The organism is Lachnoclostridium phytofermentans (assembly GCF_000733755.1).
Lineage (GTDB): Bacteria > Bacillota > Clostridia > Lachnospirales > Lachnospiraceae > Lachnoclostridium > Lachnoclostridium phytofermentans_A.
Genome location: NZ_JPOF01000007.1, coordinates 166,898 through 186,621, shown reverse-complemented (window position 1 = coordinate 186,621; position 19,724 = coordinate 166,898). Strand labels below are relative to the sequence as shown.

At 35.1% G+C, this 19,724-nt stretch carries 15 protein-coding genes and 1 riboswitch; of the genes, 1 reads left to right on the top strand and 14 read right to left on the bottom strand.

The window, feature by feature from the left end:
- Nucleotides 1-183: 183 nt before the first annotated feature.
- The 11 genes from CC92_RS0116775 to CC92_RS0116720 all read right to left on the bottom strand — a co-directional run bounded on the left by CC92_RS0116775 (nt 184) and on the right by CC92_RS0116720 (nt 14,120).
- A complete protein-coding gene (locus CC92_RS0116775) occupies nt 184-1,176 on the bottom strand; it encodes a YitT family protein (RefSeq protein ID WP_242841309.1) in 993 nt (330 codons plus the stop codon).
- Nucleotides 1,177-1,188: 12 nt separating this feature from the next.
- Entirely contained in the window at nt 1,189-2,106 is a 918-nt protein-coding gene (locus CC92_RS0116770) for a DMT family transporter (RefSeq protein ID WP_029501487.1), read from the bottom strand.
- Between the two features lie 92 nt (nt 2,107-2,198).
- Nucleotides 2,199-4,700, bottom strand: coding sequence for a PstS family phosphate ABC transporter substrate-binding protein (locus tag CC92_RS21860; RefSeq protein WP_051650580.1), 2,502 nt, complete (start codon nt 4,698-4,700; stop codon nt 2,199-2,201).
- A gap of 1,105 nt (nt 4,701-5,805) precedes the next feature.
- Nucleotides 5,806-5,976: a hypothetical protein gene (locus tag CC92_RS22640; RefSeq protein ID WP_156037023.1), complete on the bottom strand. Its 171-nt coding sequence runs from the start codon at nt 5,974-5,976 to the stop codon at nt 5,806-5,808.
- A gap of 101 nt (nt 5,977-6,077) precedes the next feature.
- Nucleotides 6,078-6,326 (bottom strand): lipoprotein, encoded by a 249-nt coding sequence (locus CC92_RS0116750; protein ID WP_029501490.1) that lies wholly within the window; start codon nt 6,324-6,326, stop codon nt 6,078-6,080.
- A 163-nt stretch (nt 6,327-6,489) separates the two neighbouring features.
- Complete coding sequence (locus tag CC92_RS0116745; RefSeq protein ID WP_029501491.1) at nt 6,490-7,215, bottom strand: helix-turn-helix transcriptional regulator; 726 nt, start codon at nt 7,213-7,215, stop codon at nt 6,490-6,492.
- A gap of 469 nt (nt 7,216-7,684) precedes the next feature.
- Entirely contained in the window at nt 7,685-9,259 is a 1,575-nt protein-coding gene (locus tag CC92_RS0116740) for an IS1182 family transposase (RefSeq protein ID WP_029501492.1), read from the bottom strand.
- Nucleotides 9,260-9,373: 114 nt separating this feature from the next.
- On the bottom strand, nt 9,374-10,735 hold the full coding sequence (locus CC92_RS0116735) for an MATE family efflux transporter (protein WP_029501493.1): 1,362 nt from the start codon (nt 10,733-10,735) through the stop codon (nt 9,374-9,376).
- A 216-nt stretch (nt 10,736-10,951) separates the two neighbouring features.
- Complete coding sequence (locus tag CC92_RS0116730) at nt 10,952-11,434, bottom strand: hypothetical protein (RefSeq protein ID WP_029501494.1); 483 nt, start codon at nt 11,432-11,434, stop codon at nt 10,952-10,954.
- A gap of 371 nt (nt 11,435-11,805) precedes the next feature.
- A complete protein-coding gene (locus CC92_RS0116725; RefSeq protein ID WP_031420495.1) occupies nt 11,806-13,314 on the bottom strand; it encodes a Na+/H+ antiporter NhaC family protein in 1,509 nt (502 codons plus the stop codon).
- A gap of 327 nt (nt 13,315-13,641) precedes the next feature.
- Nucleotides 13,642-13,845, bottom strand: a riboswitch (Lysine riboswitch).
- Between the two features lie 83 nt (nt 13,846-13,928).
- A complete protein-coding gene (locus CC92_RS0116720; RefSeq protein WP_029501496.1) occupies nt 13,929-14,120 on the bottom strand; it encodes a hypothetical protein in 192 nt (63 codons plus the stop codon).
- A 199-nt stretch (nt 14,121-14,319) separates the two neighbouring features.
- On the opposite strand from CC92_RS0116720, the gene CC92_RS0116715 reads away from it, so the two are divergent.
- The gene (locus CC92_RS0116715; RefSeq protein ID WP_051650581.1) at nt 14,320-15,435 is read left to right on the top strand and encodes a metallophosphoesterase; all 1,116 of its coding nucleotides are present in this window, start codon (nt 14,320-14,322) and stop codon (nt 15,433-15,435) included.
- 99 nt (nt 15,436-15,534) lie between these two features.
- Here the strand turns inward: CC92_RS0116715 and CC92_RS0116710 are convergent, their stop codons facing one another.
- The 3 genes from CC92_RS0116710 to CC92_RS0116700 form a co-directional block, all read right to left on the bottom strand.
- Nucleotides 15,535-17,151, bottom strand: a complete 1,617-nt coding sequence (locus CC92_RS0116710; RefSeq protein ID WP_029501498.1) for a mannitol dehydrogenase family protein — start codon at nt 17,149-17,151, stop codon at nt 15,535-15,537.
- Between the two features lie 178 nt (nt 17,152-17,329).
- Nucleotides 17,330-18,406, bottom strand: a complete 1,077-nt coding sequence (gene uxuA / locus CC92_RS0116705) for a mannonate dehydratase (protein ID WP_029501499.1) — start codon at nt 18,404-18,406, stop codon at nt 17,330-17,332.
- A 105-nt stretch (nt 18,407-18,511) separates the two neighbouring features.
- Nucleotides 18,512-19,570, bottom strand: a complete 1,059-nt coding sequence (locus tag CC92_RS0116700) for a LacI family DNA-binding transcriptional regulator (protein ID WP_029501500.1) — start codon at nt 19,568-19,570, stop codon at nt 18,512-18,514.
- Nucleotides 19,571-19,724: the final 154 nt, after the last annotated feature.

The following is a 19,724-nucleotide window of genomic DNA, read 5'->3' as shown; positions in this document are numbered from 1 at the left end:
ACCCAGATTATTTTCCTTGTTTTACCTATAGTTTTAGTTTCTTTGTCGCGCCAACCCCATAGGGTGAGTGCGCATCCCTCGTAGAGCTTTTAATAGATAGGAAATAGCCTTGCAATTTCCTATCTACTAAAAAAAAGCGAAAGCAATCGACTGCTTTCGCTCATATTAATATTGGAAAGATATTTATTTTAAAAATCCTTTTCCAATTATCTCACTCGTTTTTATAATTGTAGTAAATGCGGAAGGATCAACTTTCGCAAGGTAAATTCTTAATTTATTTGCCTGTGCTGGCTTCATAGCAGTCAAAATTAAGCTTTTTTGAGAGTGACTATATGCACCCTCCGCTTGGCATATCGTTGCACTCCTTTTTAAATCATGCGTGATATAATCGCAGATAAGATCTGGTTTTGTGCAAATTATATTCATATATTTACACTGATTCATACTCTCAATCATATCATCAATAACAAAGGATTTCAAAAACATACCTAACACTGAAAATAAGAAAGTTTTAAAACTCAATACGAATACTGCACTTAATGTTATTAAAACGTCTGACCATAGTAAAGCTTTTCCCACAGAAATCTTCGTATACTTATTTATTATCATCGCGATGATATCAGTACCACCACCCGATGCACCAATGCGGAACAATATTGCTGCACCGGCTGCTGGAAGTGCTACAGCAAAAATAAGTTCCAAGAATGGTTCATCCGTAAGAGGTGCTGTAACTGGATCAATAAACTCCATAATATATAGTCCAAAAGATAGTAATAAACTGGAATATACTGTTTTTAAACCAAACCCTCTCCCTAAAAAGAGAAATCCAAAAAATAGTAAGATGATATTTAGTGCTAGGTTGGCAGCACCAGGTGTCATTAACTCTAGTTTACCAATTACAACAGATAAACCGGTAACACCACCAAATGTGAAATCGTTTGGAAACTTAAAGTAGTAAGATCCCATCATAATAAGAATAACACTAAACGTAATTAATAAATAATCGTTTATTATCTTTTTAATTGGGTTAAGTTCCTCCACACTTTCAACTTTATCCTTTGTTTCGAGCTTAACTGTAACAGTCTGTGCTTCTTCCTGCCCCTTTGATTGTAACTCTTTCCTTCCCTTCGCTTGTGCTTCTTCCACCTTTATCCCCATGTTTTCATTTTCCTTCATGACAAAACGTTCCTATAATTCCTTCCCAATCTCATAATTTTTAACATCTTGATTTTCTTTATTTGAGAGCTTTTCGGATACAATAATTCCACCAATAATCAGAACCGCTCCAAGTAATCCCATAATAGTCACAGTTTCTCCTAAGAGTATTCCTGCTGCAACCATTGTAACAAACGGATTAAGATAAATATAATTATTCGTAACTACGATACCAAGCCATTTTGTTGCGTAGTTCCATGTAACATAACAAATACCACTCCCTAAGATTCCTAGAAGCATCAAACTGAAAAATAGTTTCGGTTCCTTTAATGTCTCTAACGGAAAAATCTTGTTTTCCGCCATAATTAAAGGTAAGGTCGTAAGTATTGCATAAAATACAACTCGTCTAGTCAGATAGATACCATCGTATTTATGTACACAACGTTTTAGTAATATAGAATACACTGCCCACATAACTGCTGCGAGCAACGATAAAATATCCCCTATAGGATTTAATTTAAGTAGCACGGTTCCATTAAACACCACTAAAATAACTCCAATAAAAGCAATGCAAAATCCAAGAAAGATTCCTCTGTGTAACCGCTCATCCTTCGTTGTAAAATGAGCCAATAATGCCGTTATTATCGGAGCTAATGCAATGATTATGCTGACATTGGATGCCAAAGTATAGGTTAACGCAATATTCTCACAGATAAAATACAAGGTGCTACCGAATATGGCAAGTAGGCAAAACATAATCTCATCTTTCCATATTATCTTATGTAATTTGTGATTCATAAGAAGTAGAACAACATAAGCAACAAGAAAACGCATGAACATTATTTGAAAAGGCGAAAATTCTGTTAATAACATCTTACTTGCTATAAAAGTTGTTCCCCAAATTATAATCGTAAATAGAGCAAAAGCATGCCCTAAAGTCTTTCGTGGCATTGTGACAACCTCCCCATCCTTTCCTATTGTATACGGAAGGTTACCACAATACAAGCACTATTTTATTGTTTACACAAAATACTAACTAAGTTCTAATCATCCAAGGTTGGAGAATAGGTTCTGTAAAGGAAATTTCCGTCTATGTCCTTAATGCCCCTATAATTTCCCTGCTCTACATAAAAATACAATTCTTTTCCAAGGATAAGTTCGCGTATCATTTCTTCCTTATTCCCCTCATACACTTTCTTTCCTTCTTTTGTAAAGACATAGCTATAATTAGTATCTCCTATAATAATGTAATCATCTAATTCTCGTATCGCATAAGTACGTTTGTTCAATAGAAGTTTACCTTTATAAAAAGTATATTCTTTTAACTCGCCATTCTTCCCTTTTGCATCAAAGGATACCAAGTCTGGAATCGTATAACTTTCACTCCCCCAAAAGTTATCTCTGCTATAATTCTTTACATTGATATCATAATGTTCTTTTTGTTTTTGGCTATACATCGTAAAGCCACTTTGACGGCAGACAATCAGATTGTAATTTAAGAATCCAAATTCTTCTCCCTCATTTACACCAATCTCTTCCCCATCCCAAGTGAAGTAATGTGTTTTATATTCATTCATTTCTTTATTTGAAAACATAATATACCCTGAATGGAAAGATACCCATGAATCTTCCTTGGTAGCTTTAAACTTAAATTGCACATCTCCTGACATTGAAACCACAAGTAGATTACCATCAACATATATTGCAGCCCATATTGTCCCCTTCTCATCAAGAAAAACATCTGAGATTTCCCCAGCTTTCGATTTCCACTCAGTATTTCTTAAAAATGTATCAGCCTTAATAAAATCACCTTGTTCGTTTATCAAGTACGAGCCATCTTGTCTATTAAATATCTCTACATAATTAGTTTTTTTTGACCCTTGCACTTCAGATAAATATCCATCATTTAAGAAAGGTAATGTATTTATCAACATCCCTTGTTTATCATAGATCTTTATTTCTTGATAATCAAAAACAAATAATCTGCTCTTTGAAACTACATATTGATAGTATTGATACTTTTTTTCTTTAAAATCCAGCCGTTTTTTCTTAGAGAATAAAATGGATAAGGTTGTTTCCTCGCCATCACTAACTCTAGCGACATAGATATCACTATCTATTTGATGTATATTGTCATATTTCCGGTCGGTAAGATACTTCCTACTCTCTAAATCGTACAATTCATACTGGTACTGACTATCCTCTTTCAGCTTAAGCTGTGGCTTTATACTCTCTAAAATTAGCAAATCTTTATTATTACACAGCAAATTGGTTGTTACAACTCGTTTTCCAGAGAAAATCAGTTCTTCTTCTAAGTTGTGATTTAGTAATACATCACCAAGTGGTTCTTTCTGAGCATTCGAATTATGTATTATCACGAATTCATCCTCTCCAATCGAAACTGACTTTGGCAAGGAGGAATCCACAGATTGTTCTACTTTTTCTTGCTCAACCTTAACTACTGGCACATAACCTGCTTTGGCTACTAATTTCTGAGCCTCTAATGAAGTTAGCCATTCATAAAGTAAACGTGCTTTGGAATCTTTCGGTTCACTTTTACGAATCACTACATAGAAATCATTTACATACGGATACTCACCACTTTGGATTGTTTCATTCGTTGGCAAAACACCATCAATGGCGAAAAATTTAATTCCTGGTTTTTGATACATATTCTTAGCATAGTAGTAAACAGAATATCCAATTGCATTGCTTTCATTATTGTATTGTGCAATTGCATCTACTAAAGAGCCCATCTCTTCAGGGCTTACTACGGTTGGTCCTCTCATAATTTTATCAGAAGATACCGCTAATTTCTCCATTAATGTTTGACTTCCAGAAGACTCTGGACGCTGAAAAGCTAGAATCTCTTTCTCTACACCATCTAGTTCTTTCCAATTCGTAGTTACTCCTGTATAAATATCCGTAATTTGTTCTTTTGTTAGATTCGTTACGGGATTTGATTCATTTCCAAGAAACACCAATGCATCCCTGCCTAGAGGCTTAAATTCCAATTCCGTATCGTACCTTTGTATTTCTTTTAATATACTCTGGGGTGGTTCGTATACGATAAGAATATCCGAGGATTCATAGATTAAATTACGATATGACTGGGGTGTTTTATAAAATTTTAAATTTTCCTTGGCTTCTTCTATGGTTGCGTTCGTTATGTAACAATATAAAGCTTCCCCTAATGGTATATTTGCTGTAGAACCATCTAATCTTGGAAATTCCTCCTTCGTCATGTAAGGTACTTCCATATCTTGTGGAACGTTGATTGGTTGAACGTCAAAGGTAAGCATTTCCATGATTTGTGTTGGAGTTTTGGTGGGAATCACTACTTTGGTTGGTGATGGTGGTTTTGTAGGAACACCCGTTTTTGTTGGTAATGGTGACACTGTTTGTGTAGGTTGATCCGTTACTATATCCATACCGGTTGGAAATGATACCTCCTCGCTAGTGCGCTCTTTTTCTGTTTTCTTACATGCTGTTAAAAGCATTACAATCAGGATAAAACGAATCATTCCTCTTTTCAATAACCTCATGAAATCCCCCCTAAGATATAATTTAAAACTTGCGTCGGCCTTCCCTATATTCTTCTATACTCTTTCAATAAATAATACATAATAAGAATAATACGTAAGTCTTATCATAATTATATCGTAATGTTTTTGATTTTACAATAATTCCCTGGCTATATAAAAGAAATCATCATAAGATCAAAATGTCTCCTAGCAATAGGGTAGCTGAATTCAAAGGTAAGAACAGCAGGCGCCACAATTAGCTCCTGCTGCATATAGATATTTAAATTTATTTCACCTTTCTCTCGCTGTTTTGTCGGTGATGAAAAATTTCCTTCAAATATACTGCTTTTTGAAGGAGGTTTATTTTTTAATCATGGAATGTATCGGTTAATGTTGCCGCAATATATAAGCGCTTTACTTCATATCCCCAATAATATGATTCACCTTGCTTGTAATAATTATTTGTCATATAATTACATTAGTGATATAATGACTCTTTAATATTTATACTTATTAGGTAATATTTAAACTATTTTAGAACTATAATTCATATTATCAAAAGCAAAGATTATTATGACTTTCCATTGCAGAAAAGTGTAATTTTTCTTGTCAATATTGAAATAGCTGTTTGTATGGTATCATATAAGATCAACTCCTTTCTTGGTGTGTGATTATTACTTTTATTCGTACTTAAATATCACCATAAAACAGTGAGGAGTTATTTATTTTGTAAGGAAAAATATCCAGTATTATACGCGTTGCGGCATTTAGCAAACACCTAATCTAAATGGAAGGAGTAAATTTATATGAATATATTTGAAAAGAGAGGAAAAATCATTCGATTACTTATTTTAGGTATAGTTGTAAGCTATTTAAGTATCATTTTTATGAGGGTTAATCTTAATCTCTTCTACATTGTTGCTAGCATTGGATTAATCCTGATTGTAACTTCATTAATTTTACTTATAAAGCATTGGAGATGTCCAAAGTGCAATCATCTACTCGATACACGCAAAGGCCAGAACAGCGATTTACTCTTCTGTCCTCACTGCGGCGAAAAACTTAGATAGTCATTATTTCGCTTTAAAATATATACCTTTTTATCACATCTTGGAACTGCTAGTCCTCATTTTTTTAATCCAAGATCTACTAATGTTAATATATAGATATTCTCTCTACCATCAGCTCTCATGCAATCTTTTCTCACGGAAAAAGGCAGGTTTCGACCTGCCTTTTTATAATAATTGTATGACTTATTCGCCCATGGAATTAAGTACACAATTTTGTTTTGCTGCATACTTCAAATATTCCTAGTAAATCATTCCTGCTGGGATGCAAATACTGTAATCGTCATCACTTCATCTGCGTATACAATAGAAACACCAATACCCACGTCGTTTAATCCGCTATACTTTTCGCCAGCTCCGACGTAGGCCATTCGCCACCCCCAAAGGTAACTTCCTCACCACTTTCTCCCTTAATGGTAATCTTCTCTCCGTCGACGTCAACGTCTCCAGCACCGGCTTCCTCCAGTATCTTTTCCGTAAATTCCTCTTCCGCTTTTTTCTCTAATTTTTCTCTAGCACCGCATCCAGTAAGTGAAAATACCACCACAAAAGCCAATAAGCCAATTAATATCTTTTTCATAGTCCTCTCTCCTTATAATTATTTCAGTATGGTCATCTTACCAATGAGGGGGAGTTGCTTTGCTTTCCCTCCAAATCTGGTGTCACTTCAGTATTTTACGTGATATAAGCAAAATCCCCTCTCATTAGAACTAATGAGAGGGGATTTTTGCAGCCATTCGTTATTACTTATACTCCTGTAGGAGTATAAGAAGCTCTGTCCGGCTGTTGATATTAAGTTTTCGATAGATGGAGGTACAATAAGTATTGATGGTCGCATATGCTCTAGATTGCATTCCTGAAATCTGTCTAAGAGTGTATCCGTCAAGAAGAAGACTACACACCTCTATTTCAGCAGGGGTCAGCTTATAATCCTTTAGCTTTGCTTCAAGTCGTGAGCATTGACTGACATCCTCACGATAGGCGTCATCTATCCATTCCCCTGAGTACAGCATTTTAAAGAAAAAGGGTGATAGGATAAAAAAAAGAATTACAATACAAACGGAAATAAACGCCATCCATACCGTTGGAACCAACAACTTACTCTGCTCAAAAATATGTACTAAAATTGATGTGACAAAGTAATATAAAGCGGAAAGGAGGATGCCAATCCGGTAGAAAGAAATGCTTCGAAAGCTACTCATTTGTTGAAGGGCAGCTGGTGCTATGATATCGTTAAGGGCAAAGACTACAAAAACCACTGGCATCAGCGAGTATGCCTTTCTAGGTGCTTTCACTTTTTTGCAGGTAGGTACCGTAGCGATATTTCGTTTGATCAAATAGTAACTGAAAGCTAAGGTTATCATGATAAACAATATAAGAAGGATGGTCGGATTCAGGTAAGAATGCGTACTTCTTAATTTCGGTTCTACATACATCAGCACTTTAGGTAGTAGCACAGCCAGAATCAAACTTTTCCACCTATATGTCAAATTTTTATATTATACTCCTATATCTACCGTCTTTCGATTACACTACTCCGAAAACTGAACCTTACTTACCAAATTGGTCAGCACTCATAAAAATTCGTATTATAAAGATACTGGATGCTTCTTATTGTGATAACTAATTTATATAATAAACTCGGTATCATTTAATAATCCATAAATACCTATTTTAATAAATAATATGCAATAAATCACTTCAATTATAATGCTTTTTCATCTATAATACAAATGAAATAATGGTATTTATTGGGTTTTATTCTGAGAAGCCGTTTGCCATTCTCTACTACAGAATAGTACATAAAAAGGGGCTGTGAAAAAAGCCCCTAACACAGAGACGTCGGTTTAACCGACGTCTCTAGTTGTTTTTAATCTAAATCAACACTCTAAAAAAGAGCATAAATCCCCCTACCCCATAGAATCAGCATTTTGGATTTTATGCTGATTTTTGAAGTCGCATCTTTTTATTATGATATTTATATAGATTTTGTCCGATAGAAACTAAAAAAATCTCTAATCGTACAGAATTGATTCCTCTTCTGACAATTCTTTTATAGTTTCGATCATTTTTCATGATTCCAAATGTTCCTTCTGCTTGAATGGATCGATTCATTCTTAAAAGTGCACCATGTATACTTTCAAGATTTTCAATCACTTCCTGATGCATCGCTGTCAGTTCTTGATTGATTCTTATAGTACGATTATTCTCTGTTTTCTTGCATTGAGCTGTATATGGACAGTTGCTGCAGTCTTCGCAGACATAGATTTCTTCCTGACGTCCGTATTCATTTCCACGTACTGCTCTTCGGTGAGAAAAAATAAATCTCTTTTCATTTGGACATATCATGTATCCTTCCGAATTAAATCTGAAATTGACAGCTCTGAACGGATCATTATGGTATTTTTTATCTTCGGTTTCCTTCTTGAACATAGTGAATTTCATGTATTTTTCCATATCATGCTGTTCACAGTAAATATAGTTATTATATGAACCATATCCGGCATCCGCAGTTGGATATTTCGGGTAAAATCCATATGTCTTTTTGAATTGCTCCATGAGTGGTACAAAACAGTCCATGTCTGAACGATACTGGTTAACGTCAACAACTGCTATATATTCATCAGCTACCCCAACCTGTACATTGTATGCCGGAAGTAACTGATCATTTCCCATGTAATCCGTTTTTATCCTCATAAATGTGGCGGAATGATCTGTTTTGGAATAACTGTTACGTGCAGGGCCACAGATATTCACCTTTTCTATGTATTCCTCCAGCTTTGAGGCATACTCTAAAAGCTTCTCATACTGCCTCTGCTGACAGGTTTTTCGATGTCCCTTTCCATAAACAAAATCGGATCTATCAACGTTCCAAACCTTGGCATACTGATCAGCTATTTCACGTAGCTGTTCAGGTGCATACTCTACGTTTGCTTCTATTTTAAGCCCTGACCATTCAAGGTCTGTATTGATTTCATGAAAAAGGGCAGTTATCTTTTCAAACAGTCGGTATCTGGATTTCTCAGTAGCTTTTTTCCATACCCAGCTGTACTTATTCGCATTTGCTTCAAATTTTGAACCGTCTATGTAAAGGTGGTTGAGGTCTACATTTTCCTGTTCAAAAATCTTTTTATTGATATCGTTGAAAATATCTTCAATGGAGTCACCTAAAACATCATTGATGAAATAGGAAAAAGTCCTGTAGGAAGGTCTTTCGTTATCAATTAAATACATGAATCTGATATTTACTCTGCAGTTATCTTCCAGTTCTCTTAGTGACATGTAGCCCTGGGTCATAAATCCAAAAAGCACCGTTTTCAGCATGTTGACGGGATTATATCTGATGCGCCCAGTTTCATGTTCTGGTATGTTTCTCAGATACTTAGCTAAGTCAATTCCCTCCATGAATTCGTCAAATGTCAAAACCGGATCACAAATATCAAGAAAATCTGAAATAAACATTGGCAAAATGCCTTGTTTTGATTTAGAATAAGTTGTGGTTTGATTTTTCATTGCAGATAAATTTTACCACAAAAAGAGGATTTTTAACTCACTAACGTGAATTAAAAATCCTCTTTTCTAGTTAGGTGCTTTTTTCACAGCCCCTTATTAATATTTATATGATTATCATACTTTTCTCTCAAAATCAACTTTACGAAATAAAACCTGTGCCAACATTAATATTACAATATTGCTAATCACCATTGCATACCAGATTCCACTTCGACCTAAATCTGTAAAATACTTAAAGAAAAAAATTAGAGGTAAACGTATCATCCAAAGCCTTACTGACGCGATAATAAAAGAATACTTTGTATTACCTGAGCCATTAAAAACACCCATATAATTTTGAAAAAGTGCCATCAATGGTTGAGTTAACAGCACCCATATCATATATTCCAACGCAATTTTCAGTGTATCCGCATCATTAGTCAATAAACTTAACATCTGAGCTCGGAACGGAAAGATGATAAGGCATCCAACAACGGATAGAATCAAGGCTATATTTCTGCTGGCATGATAAGACTTTCTTGCCCTCTCTTTGTTTTTTGCACCAATGTTCTGACCGACAAAAGCTGCTAAGATAGAACCGATTGCCATAATCGGTATTAATAATAGATTCGATACCTTGTTTCCTAAGCTAAATGCTGCTGACACTACATCGCCATATTTTAGGATTACAGCTTGTAAAATTAAAAATCCTAATGAACTTAACGCCTGACTAGCTGCAGAAGGCATAGCAATCAGAATCAATTTTTTCATGCTACCCCTTTTTATTCTAAGGTGCTTTCTTTCAATGGAGAGCTCATCTGACTTTCGAAACATCATATATAGTAAGGCTGGTGCAATTGCTACTTGTCCGATTAATGTCGCAATTGCTGCGCCAAAGACTCCCATTTTATATACACTGGTAAATAATGCAGTAAGTACAATATTAATAAGAATGGAAATAACAGAGAAGATAACCGGTGATACTGTATCACCTCTTGCCTGTCTCATAGACTGAAAAGCGGTGAATAACATAAGAAATACCATTTCAAAAGAACGTACTTGAAGGTATATTAGACCCGAGTCATAGACACCTCCTTTTGCCCCCATTAACCGAAGAACCATCGGAGAGAATATAAACAGTAATACATTCACAACTAGACCTATCCCTATACTAAGAATAAATAACAATCCAGAATACTCTCTCGCAGACTCTTTATCCTTAGCACCTAGAAATTGGCTAATAATAGCAACTCCAGCAACAGCTAATCCAACGCTTAAAGAAAGAAAAATATTAAGCAATGGCCAAGTAAGAGAAATCCCCGCTTGTGCAGCAACCGAGTTTTCTAACTGCCCTATAAAGTAGGTATCGACTAAATCGTGTACTGATTTTAGTAGATTTGCAGCCATTACTGGTAGTGCAAGATATAAAAATGCCTGATATAATTTCTTCTCTTGTAATAATAAGTAGTTTTTTTCTTTGTTTTCAAATTTAAACATAATTTCCTCGTTATGTAATTTCTTCTATTTTCTTTTTGACGTCAATATTTCTATGATAACAAGGTTTCTATTATTAATCAATAGTAAGATAAGGTAACTTAAAAATTAGGTTGCTTCATAAAGATTACGTTACTTCATAAAGATTACGTCGCTTCATAAAGATTACGTTGCTTCATAAAAATTAGATTACTTCATAAAGATTAGGTTACTTCATAATTAAGTTTTTTTTATTCCTATTGACTTGATTCTACTACTTATTATACTTTCTTTCTTTTTGCAGACATATCCATAGGCTTTCTTATTTTTTGTTGCTACCTTAAAAATACTTCTAAAATTCAAATGAGGTAAAATATATAATTCTCCATGGTTCATAACTTCTTCTAATGTAAAGTAAGTTCCATTGATATACCAACCTTCTTTTAAAAATATAATATAGCTTTTAGAAAGTTCTGTACATCCACTGGTAAAACATAGGCTAGCAAGCAAAATATATACCATGTGATTTTCATAAATATATGCGATAATCATCATGATAGAGACCAACTCAAAGACAATGATAAAGTAATAAACCGATTTGGAAGCTAAAAACATAATCTGATATCCATCTCGTAACTTCTTCCTTATAAAAATTGGTCTTATGATGTTGTAAACTCCGTAGATGGCAACTATAACAGAAACTATCACTAAAAATCTATTCATAAACTCACTCCATTAATTTATTTAAAGACACTCTCGTGTATGACAAACTAGACTACAGTAATCCTGTCGTGATTGCCTTAAGCACTATTATTATAGTAGACTATTTCCAGAATTTTGTAAACATAAATCAATTTCATACTTCTTATCACTTACTTAATTACTTAATTTATACTTACTTGCTTGCTTACTTGCACTATATTAATCTACATGTAGAAAAGAAGAAAAAGCACGATTCACGAAAATTTCCTTGTCATGAATAACAAAAAATACCCCTGCTTTCTAACAATCCAGCATCTAGTTTTTATTCTAGTTAGCTCTAATGAAAGCAGGAGTATCCTACAAAACTCATTTCTGTTATATTTTATTTAAATTTATTCTATTCCCTCATCTTTACCGTACTTTGCTTTTAGTACGAAAATAACTAATAACATGATTGCAATCGCTATTGGAAGCGCAATCCAAACATTTTGAACAAATGCAGCGATGATATAAGAAACCATGCTTACCGCTGCTACGATTAACGCATAAGGAAGCTGTGTAGAAACATGATTTATATGGTCACACTGAGCTCCTGTTGATGCCATAATTGTAGTATCTGAAATAGGTGAGATATGATCCCCACAAACAGCACCTGCTAAGCAAGCAGAAATTGAAATAATGAGCATCTCACTACTTGGATCAAGTATCGCAACTACGATTGGTAAAAGAATACCAAAAGTTCCCCAAGAAGTACCGGTTGCAAATGCTAGACCAACGGATATTGCAAAGATTATCGCTGGCAAGAATAATTGTAATGCTTCGGCACTATTTTGAACTATATTTGCCACAAAAACATCTGCTCCTAGCATACGAGTCATTCCACTTAATGTCCATGCAAATATTAAGATTAAAATTGCAGGAACCATAGCTTTAAAACCTTCACTAAAAGATTCTGCAAATTCTTTTAATGTTAATACCTTTCTAGGAATATAGAAAAAGAACGTAATCACAAGAGCAAGGAAAGATCCATACACTAAACTTAAAGAAGCATCACAATTTGCAAAAGCTTCTATAAATGAAGCTTCTCCATGAAAAAAACCACCTGTGTAAACCATTCCGCCTACACAGCAAATGATTAAAACAATAACTGGAAGAATAAGATCGATTACCTTTCCTTTTCCATTGGATACTATTTCTCCCTCTTCAAATGGACGGCTATCTGTGGTAAATAGATCACCTTTCAGTGCATTTTCCTCATGCTTTCTCATTGGCCCAAAGTCAAACTGCATGATTGCCATAGCCACTACCATTACAATGGTCAAAAGCGCATAGAAATTATATGGTATCGATTTTAAAAATAAAGCAAATCCATCAGTCCCCTCAACAACACCAGTTACTGCTGCTGCCCAAGAGGAAATCGGTGCAATAATACAGATAGGAGCTGCTGTTGCATCGATAATGTAAGCAAGTCTCGCTCTACTGATCTTAAACTTATCAGTTACTGGTCTCATAACGCTACCAACCGTCAAACAGTTAAAATAATCATCCACAAAAATTAATGCTCCAAGACCGAAAGTCGATAACATAGCACCTCTTCTTGACTTAATTTTCTGACTAGCCCATTTGCCATACGCAGCACTACCACCAACTTTATTCATCAGTGATACCATGATACCTAGGATAACAAGGAAGATTAAGATTCCAACATTATAGGAATCGGACAACTTACTGATAACACCTGATACAAAGACAGTGTTAATCATCTTTTCTAAATTAAAGTTTGCATAGAATAATGCACCTGTCAAGATACCAATGAATAACGAGATGTAAACCTCCTTCGTTATTAATGCCAGCGCAATTGCGACAATTGGTGGTACCAAAGCCCAAATTGTAGCATACATTGGAATTGTTTGTTCTTTGATATAAAGCTCTGCTTGCTCTATGTTTTCGCTTGCAGTACCTGCTATCTCCTCTTGCTCTAAGATGTATTCCTCTGCCTCGTTAACTGAGCCAAAGTTAGTATCTTCTTCTGCCTTACAGGTGATCGGTGCAAAAAGCATCATTACTGCAAATAGGGCAATAAAGAAACTATACCATCTTCTCTTAATGTATATCATAATGTCCTCCTTAATAAAAAATAGCCATGAAACAGTCTTAGCGCTGCTTCATGACTAAAATTCTACATAAGGAAGTAAATAACGGAAACATTCCGTACATGCAATTATTTCAGTAATGATAGCGCTCCACATACAAGCAAAGATTCTTTTCTTCACTTGTTTTTATATCATGTGACAATCTGATACATATTCTGCACCAGACCAGCAGTCTTTACTCACAGGCAGTGTAGACCACTTCGGCAACAATTCCTTTCCCAGCATCCAAAGCCTGAATACAGATGGGGTACTCATAATTATTGCGCCTCTATCAATGTCTTTATGTTACTAAGACGTTTTCATAGTCGTACATATAATACCATGGAAAGAATAGATAATCAACATTATATTGTTGGAAATTCTTACCTGGGCGAAATAGGAACAGCCTCGTCATCAAATGGTATTTCCGTAGGAGTTAGGATGATACTGTTGCCTTCCACATGGTTATCATCATTTTGATTTAAACCGCGAGCTTCCGATACACGTAAATAGATGATACTTCCAATTAGAACAATTAGCACAACAATTCCGCAAACAATTCTTTTTCGGTACATATTATCCCTCCTTTTTCTAATTATTATATCTTATAACTTTTTATGATACAAATAAAATTCAAATAACAATTTATGGAATTTCAAAACATTATATAAAATAATTATAAATTTTTTTAAGCTAGTGCTAAATCACTTGATACTATTTCTCAATACATGGTACACTAAAGCATTAGATAAATTATAGCTGGGAGACGTGTGAATGTATTATTTCTTTATAATATTATTAATCCTTATTATGCTGCTATCAATCGCATATTTATATATTCATTTTAAGAACCTAAGTTGGATTCGTTGTTTTACTCATCCAGCTTGGCTTCCAAATTTATTAGCGATATTTTTGGTCGCACTATGCTTAGTCCTTACTTTTTCAGTATCCGCATCCGCTTTGATCATAACTCTTTTTTTGATCTATGCCTTTGTAATCAGTGATATTCTTCACTTACTTCTTCGTCGCGTCCTAAGGAAAGACACTCAAAAGAACCTGTGGAGTCGCATCTATTCCAGTGGAATACTTGCCTTTCTTATCACCATATGTTTACTTATCTTTAGTTATTACAATGCGATTCATGTTGTAACGAAAGAATATGCATTGCATACGGAAAAGGACTTACAAAGCAATCAGTTAACAATCGCAGTAATCACTGACCTGCATATGGATACCACTATGAATATAAAGAAATTAGAGGAATATTGTACCCAAATCAACGAAAAGAATCCAGATATCATTTTGCTCCTAGGTGATATTTTCGATGAGAGTACAAGTAAGGAAAGTATGGAGCTTGCTTGTGAAGCATTTAGCACCTTATCAAGCACTTTTGGAACCTATTATGTGTTCGGTAATCATGATGTTAATATTCGTAGGCCACTTGCCAGTTTTTCAAAAGAAGATATTATTAGTAACTTAACAAAGAATAATGTCACAGTTTTAGATGATGAAAGTGTCTTAATTAATCATAGTTTTTATCTCATTGGTCGAAGCGATGTAAGCTTTTTTCAAAATTCAAACAGAAAAACAATAGCTCAACTACTTGAACCATTGGATACAAATAAATATATGATACTGTTAGATCACCAACCACTAGAGACTGAAACTGCAGCCTCGCTTGGAGTTGACTTACAGCTTTCTGGACATACTCACGGTGGTCAGATATGGCCAACAGGTACAATTGCAAAATTATTTCAGATCAACGAAATAAATTATGGATTAAAAGAAATTGGAGACTACAAAGCGATTGTATCTTCTGGTATAGGTGCATGGGGATACCCATTAAGGCTAGGCAGTAAATCTGAAATTGTAATAATCACGGTAGAATAGAAAAGACATCTTCTCCTTGTGACTGTATAAAAAGAGTGTCCCACAAAAGAAATTATAATCTTTTCTGGGACACTCTTTTTTTATCTATCATAAATTTAACTATGCATTTAATACTTCCCTCAGAGTTTTTCTAACAGCACCCTTACCTTGTATCATCTTAACAAAGTACTCTTCTACGGTCTCTGCTAATCCAACCTCATGCAAATCAACTCCGAAGATGTCTTTGCGACTTAAGATGTCTGAGATTTGGAAGGTTAGTGGTAACGCTTTTCCAAGTTCAACACCTTCTAGTATCTTACTTAGTTCTTCATAATACGGATCTGGGCTTACGGTAAACTCTTCTCCCTCATCGTTTACACCAAGTAAGTATCTGCACCATGCAGCCTGCACTAACGGAATTACCTTTAAACTTTGAACCACTAAACCTTCTTTTTGATAAGCTTTAATCGTCTCCCCGAATCGTATGGATAGCTTTTGGCTGGTGTCTGTTGCGATACGCTGAGGAGTATCTGGCATAAATGGATTTGGAATTCTTACCTTAATTACAGTGTCTAAGAAATCTTTTGGTTCCATGATACCTGGATGAACAACAACAGGTAGCCCTTCCACATAGCCAAGACGTTCCACAAGTTTTACCAAATCGCCATCTTTCATTTCCTCACTTATTTTTGTAAATCCAAGGAGGCAACCGAATACTGCAAGAGCGGTGTGAAGAGGGTTAAGGCAAGTACAAACCTTCATCTTCTCCACTTTATCTACTGTCTCTCTATCCGTAAAGATAACACCTGCTTTTGCTAAATCAGGTCTTCCATTTGGAAAGGCATCTTCAATCACTAGATACTCTGCTTCCTCTGCATTTACAAATGGAGCAACATAAGTATTTTTACTGGTTACTGCATCATTGACATCTTGAAATCCAACTTCTGTTAGCATCTTCTTCACACTCTCATCTGGACGAGGTGTGATTTTATCAATCATACTCCAAGGAAATGCAACCAACGCTTTATTTTCGATATAAGCTACAAAACCTTCCTCTACTAAATCTCTTTTTTCCCATTCCTTAGCAAAGGTATCTACTGCAGTATAAAGCTTATCTCCATTATGGGAACAGTTGTCCATACTAACAAGAGAAAACGGTAATTTACCTGCAAGATATCTCTCATAACAAAGAGCTGTTAATTTTCCAAGATAACTCTGTGCATTCTCCGGTCCTGCTTCGAAATCTTTTGCAATATCCGGTATCACTTCCCCATCGTTCCTTCTAATCTGATATCCCTTTTCCGTTATCGTAAAACTTACCATCTGAAGAGATGGGGAGCAAAAGATTTCTTTTAGTCTCTGCTTATCTTCTTCAAATGCAGCATCCACTCGTAACGCTTCTACCACACTGCCAATCACAGTCTTTTCAATGGAGCCGTTTGCTTTTAAGGTTACTAAAAGACTTAAATTATCATGTGGGATAAAAAGCTTATCTATAATCTCATAATCATAACCTTCTGCAACAATGATACCCTTATTTTCTATACCATCTTCCAGAAGTTTTTGCTGCAATGCAGCAGGAAACGCACGAAAAATATTACCAGCTCCAAAATGTAGCCAAGTCGGATTTTTTATAGTTTCTTCCTTCACCTTTTCATAATCAAAGATAGGAAGCTTAATCTGAGCCTTTTGAAAGCTCTCTATCTGATCTAAGATTTCTTTTCTATTCAACTTCATATCAGCCTCGCTTCTTCGTATCATTTTCAACTTGATACGAACTTATTATAGGAATATCCTTATTTAGAAATATAAATCAACATGTTATCAAGTAGATTAACTTTACCAATCTTTCCTATGCTATCTAGTTAACTAAGTTATCTAGGTCACATTGCCAACTAGCCTAGAACATATTCCATTATTTATTGGATTTCTCTAGTGCTTCCCATAAACCATTTAAATATGCTATTCCTAAAGCTCTATCATATAAACCATATCCTGGTCTTCCAACTTCATCCCAAATCATTCGTCCGTGGTCTGGGCGGATATAAGTATCTGGAGCTGTTTCATAGATTGCCTTCATAATCTCATACATATCTAGCGAACCATCACTGGATAAATGAGAGCTTTCTCTAAACTTACGATATCCCAAATACTTAACGTTACGTACATGGAAACATCCCACACGATTTTTACTTCCAAAATAACGTATAATTTCTGGTATATCATTCTCTGGATTAGAACCTAGAGAACCAGTACAAAGGCAGATTGTATGATTTGGACTGTCATATAACTCGAGAATTTTCTCAAATAATTCCTTGGAATGAGCAATTCTTGGTAATCCAAAAATTGGCCAGGCTGGGTCATCTGGATGAACTGCCATCTTAACATCGCACTCTTCGCATACCGGTATTACTCTTTCTAAGAAATAACGATAATTTTCTCTTAGCTTATCTGGATTGATATCTTGATACATAGCAAGAACTCGTTCTAATTCTTTCAGGCGTTCTGGTTCCCAGCCAGGAAGACGAAAACCGTTTGAATTCTTACTGGTGTTTTCAACTATTTGAAGCGGAGTTAAACCTAATAATTCTTCTTCATCATAATATAGGGAATTTGATCCATCTTCTGCTATAATACGTGCCAAGTCTGTTCTTAACCAATCGAGTACCGGCATAAAATTATAAACAATTACCTTAATTCCATGTTTTGCTAAGTTTCTGATGGTTTGCTTATAATTTTCAATATACTGATCTCTACTAGGAAGTCCCAACTTAATATCTTCGTGTACATTTACACTTTCAATTACTTCAACCAAAAGCCCTGCTTTATGAACATCTTCTACATACTTTGCAATCACAGGCTCCTCCCAAACTTCCCCTGCAGCATACTGATCAAGTACACCCATCAATCCGCTACAACCAGGGATCTGTTTGATTTGTTTTAAAGTAATACTGTCATTGCCTTCTCCATACCAACGAAATGTCATCTTCATATCATATTCCTCCTTAAATTTCTATAGATTATTTTTATTATTGTTTACTTGTGTCTCATTTTTAGTTACAGGCTCAGATAAAATATTCCTTCCCCAAGTTTTGCATTATGATAAAAATAATGCTGTATTCTCACATTCTTCTAGGTTGTACTTCATCATAATTTTAGTATCAACTGTCAATAACGGTGATCTAGGAACAAATCCTTCTAACATGTGTTTCGCTAAAACTTTCACTGCATGATATCCTTGAAAATAAGGATCCTGATATAAAACAGCGGTACACCAGCCTTCCTTTAATGCCTGTATGGTAGGCTCAGTAATATCATACCCAACTAATATCATATCTTTCCTTCCAAGCTCTTTTATTGCCTCTATGGCACCAACCGTACCAGCTGATCCTGTAATATACAACGCTTTTATATCTGATTCTTTCTCTAAAACTCGTAATGTTTCATGATAAGCACTTTTTGTATCATTAAAACATTCAGAAAATGGACATAGTGTTATCTTCGGATATTCCCGTTGGATTACTTCATAAAACCCAATAAATCGTTCAATGAAGGAGTTGGTTGCTAAAAAACTTCCAAGCGCTGCAACTTTTCCTTCTTGCCCCATTAGCTTCCCAATCAGTTCACCAGCTAAATTCCCCGCCTGTCTGGCGTTCGCTCCTATATAACAAAAACGCTTTGTTGCCGGAGCATCTGTGTTAAAGGTCAGGACAGGAATTCCCAAGTCCACGATGTGATTTAGAATTGCATCAGTTTGCATACCAGCAGAATTAATTGCAAAACCATCGTAGGAATTTAAATCTATCGATTCTAATAACTCTAGCTGTTCTTCCCATGAAAGGTTCTTTGTCTTCCACTTAGTTACTTCTACTCCGTAAATCAGTAATTCTTTCGCTGCCTGTTCAATTCCTCTGTTTACATAGTCATAAAAATCCGCATGATTTTCACAGTATACAATCCCTAAGCGTATTGACTTCTTTCGACTTAAAGCTCCTGCAATAGGATTGGTTTGATATCCCATCTCTTTCGCTGTCTGTAAAATGAAATCCTTCGTCTCTGAATGAATCCCACTTCGGTTATTTAAAGCACGATCCACTGTACCAATGGAAGTATTGCACCTCTTTGCTATTTCAGCGATAGTCACTCTTTTCTTCATCCTATCCCCCCACTCCGTTATTTTACGTTATATTACGTTAATTTTAATTGTATCATAATATGTATTTCATTCCTGTTGTAATACGATGTAATTTAATATATAGCGTTCCTGTCACCTATCAGCTTCACCTTATAAAGCACTTATATCTGCATTA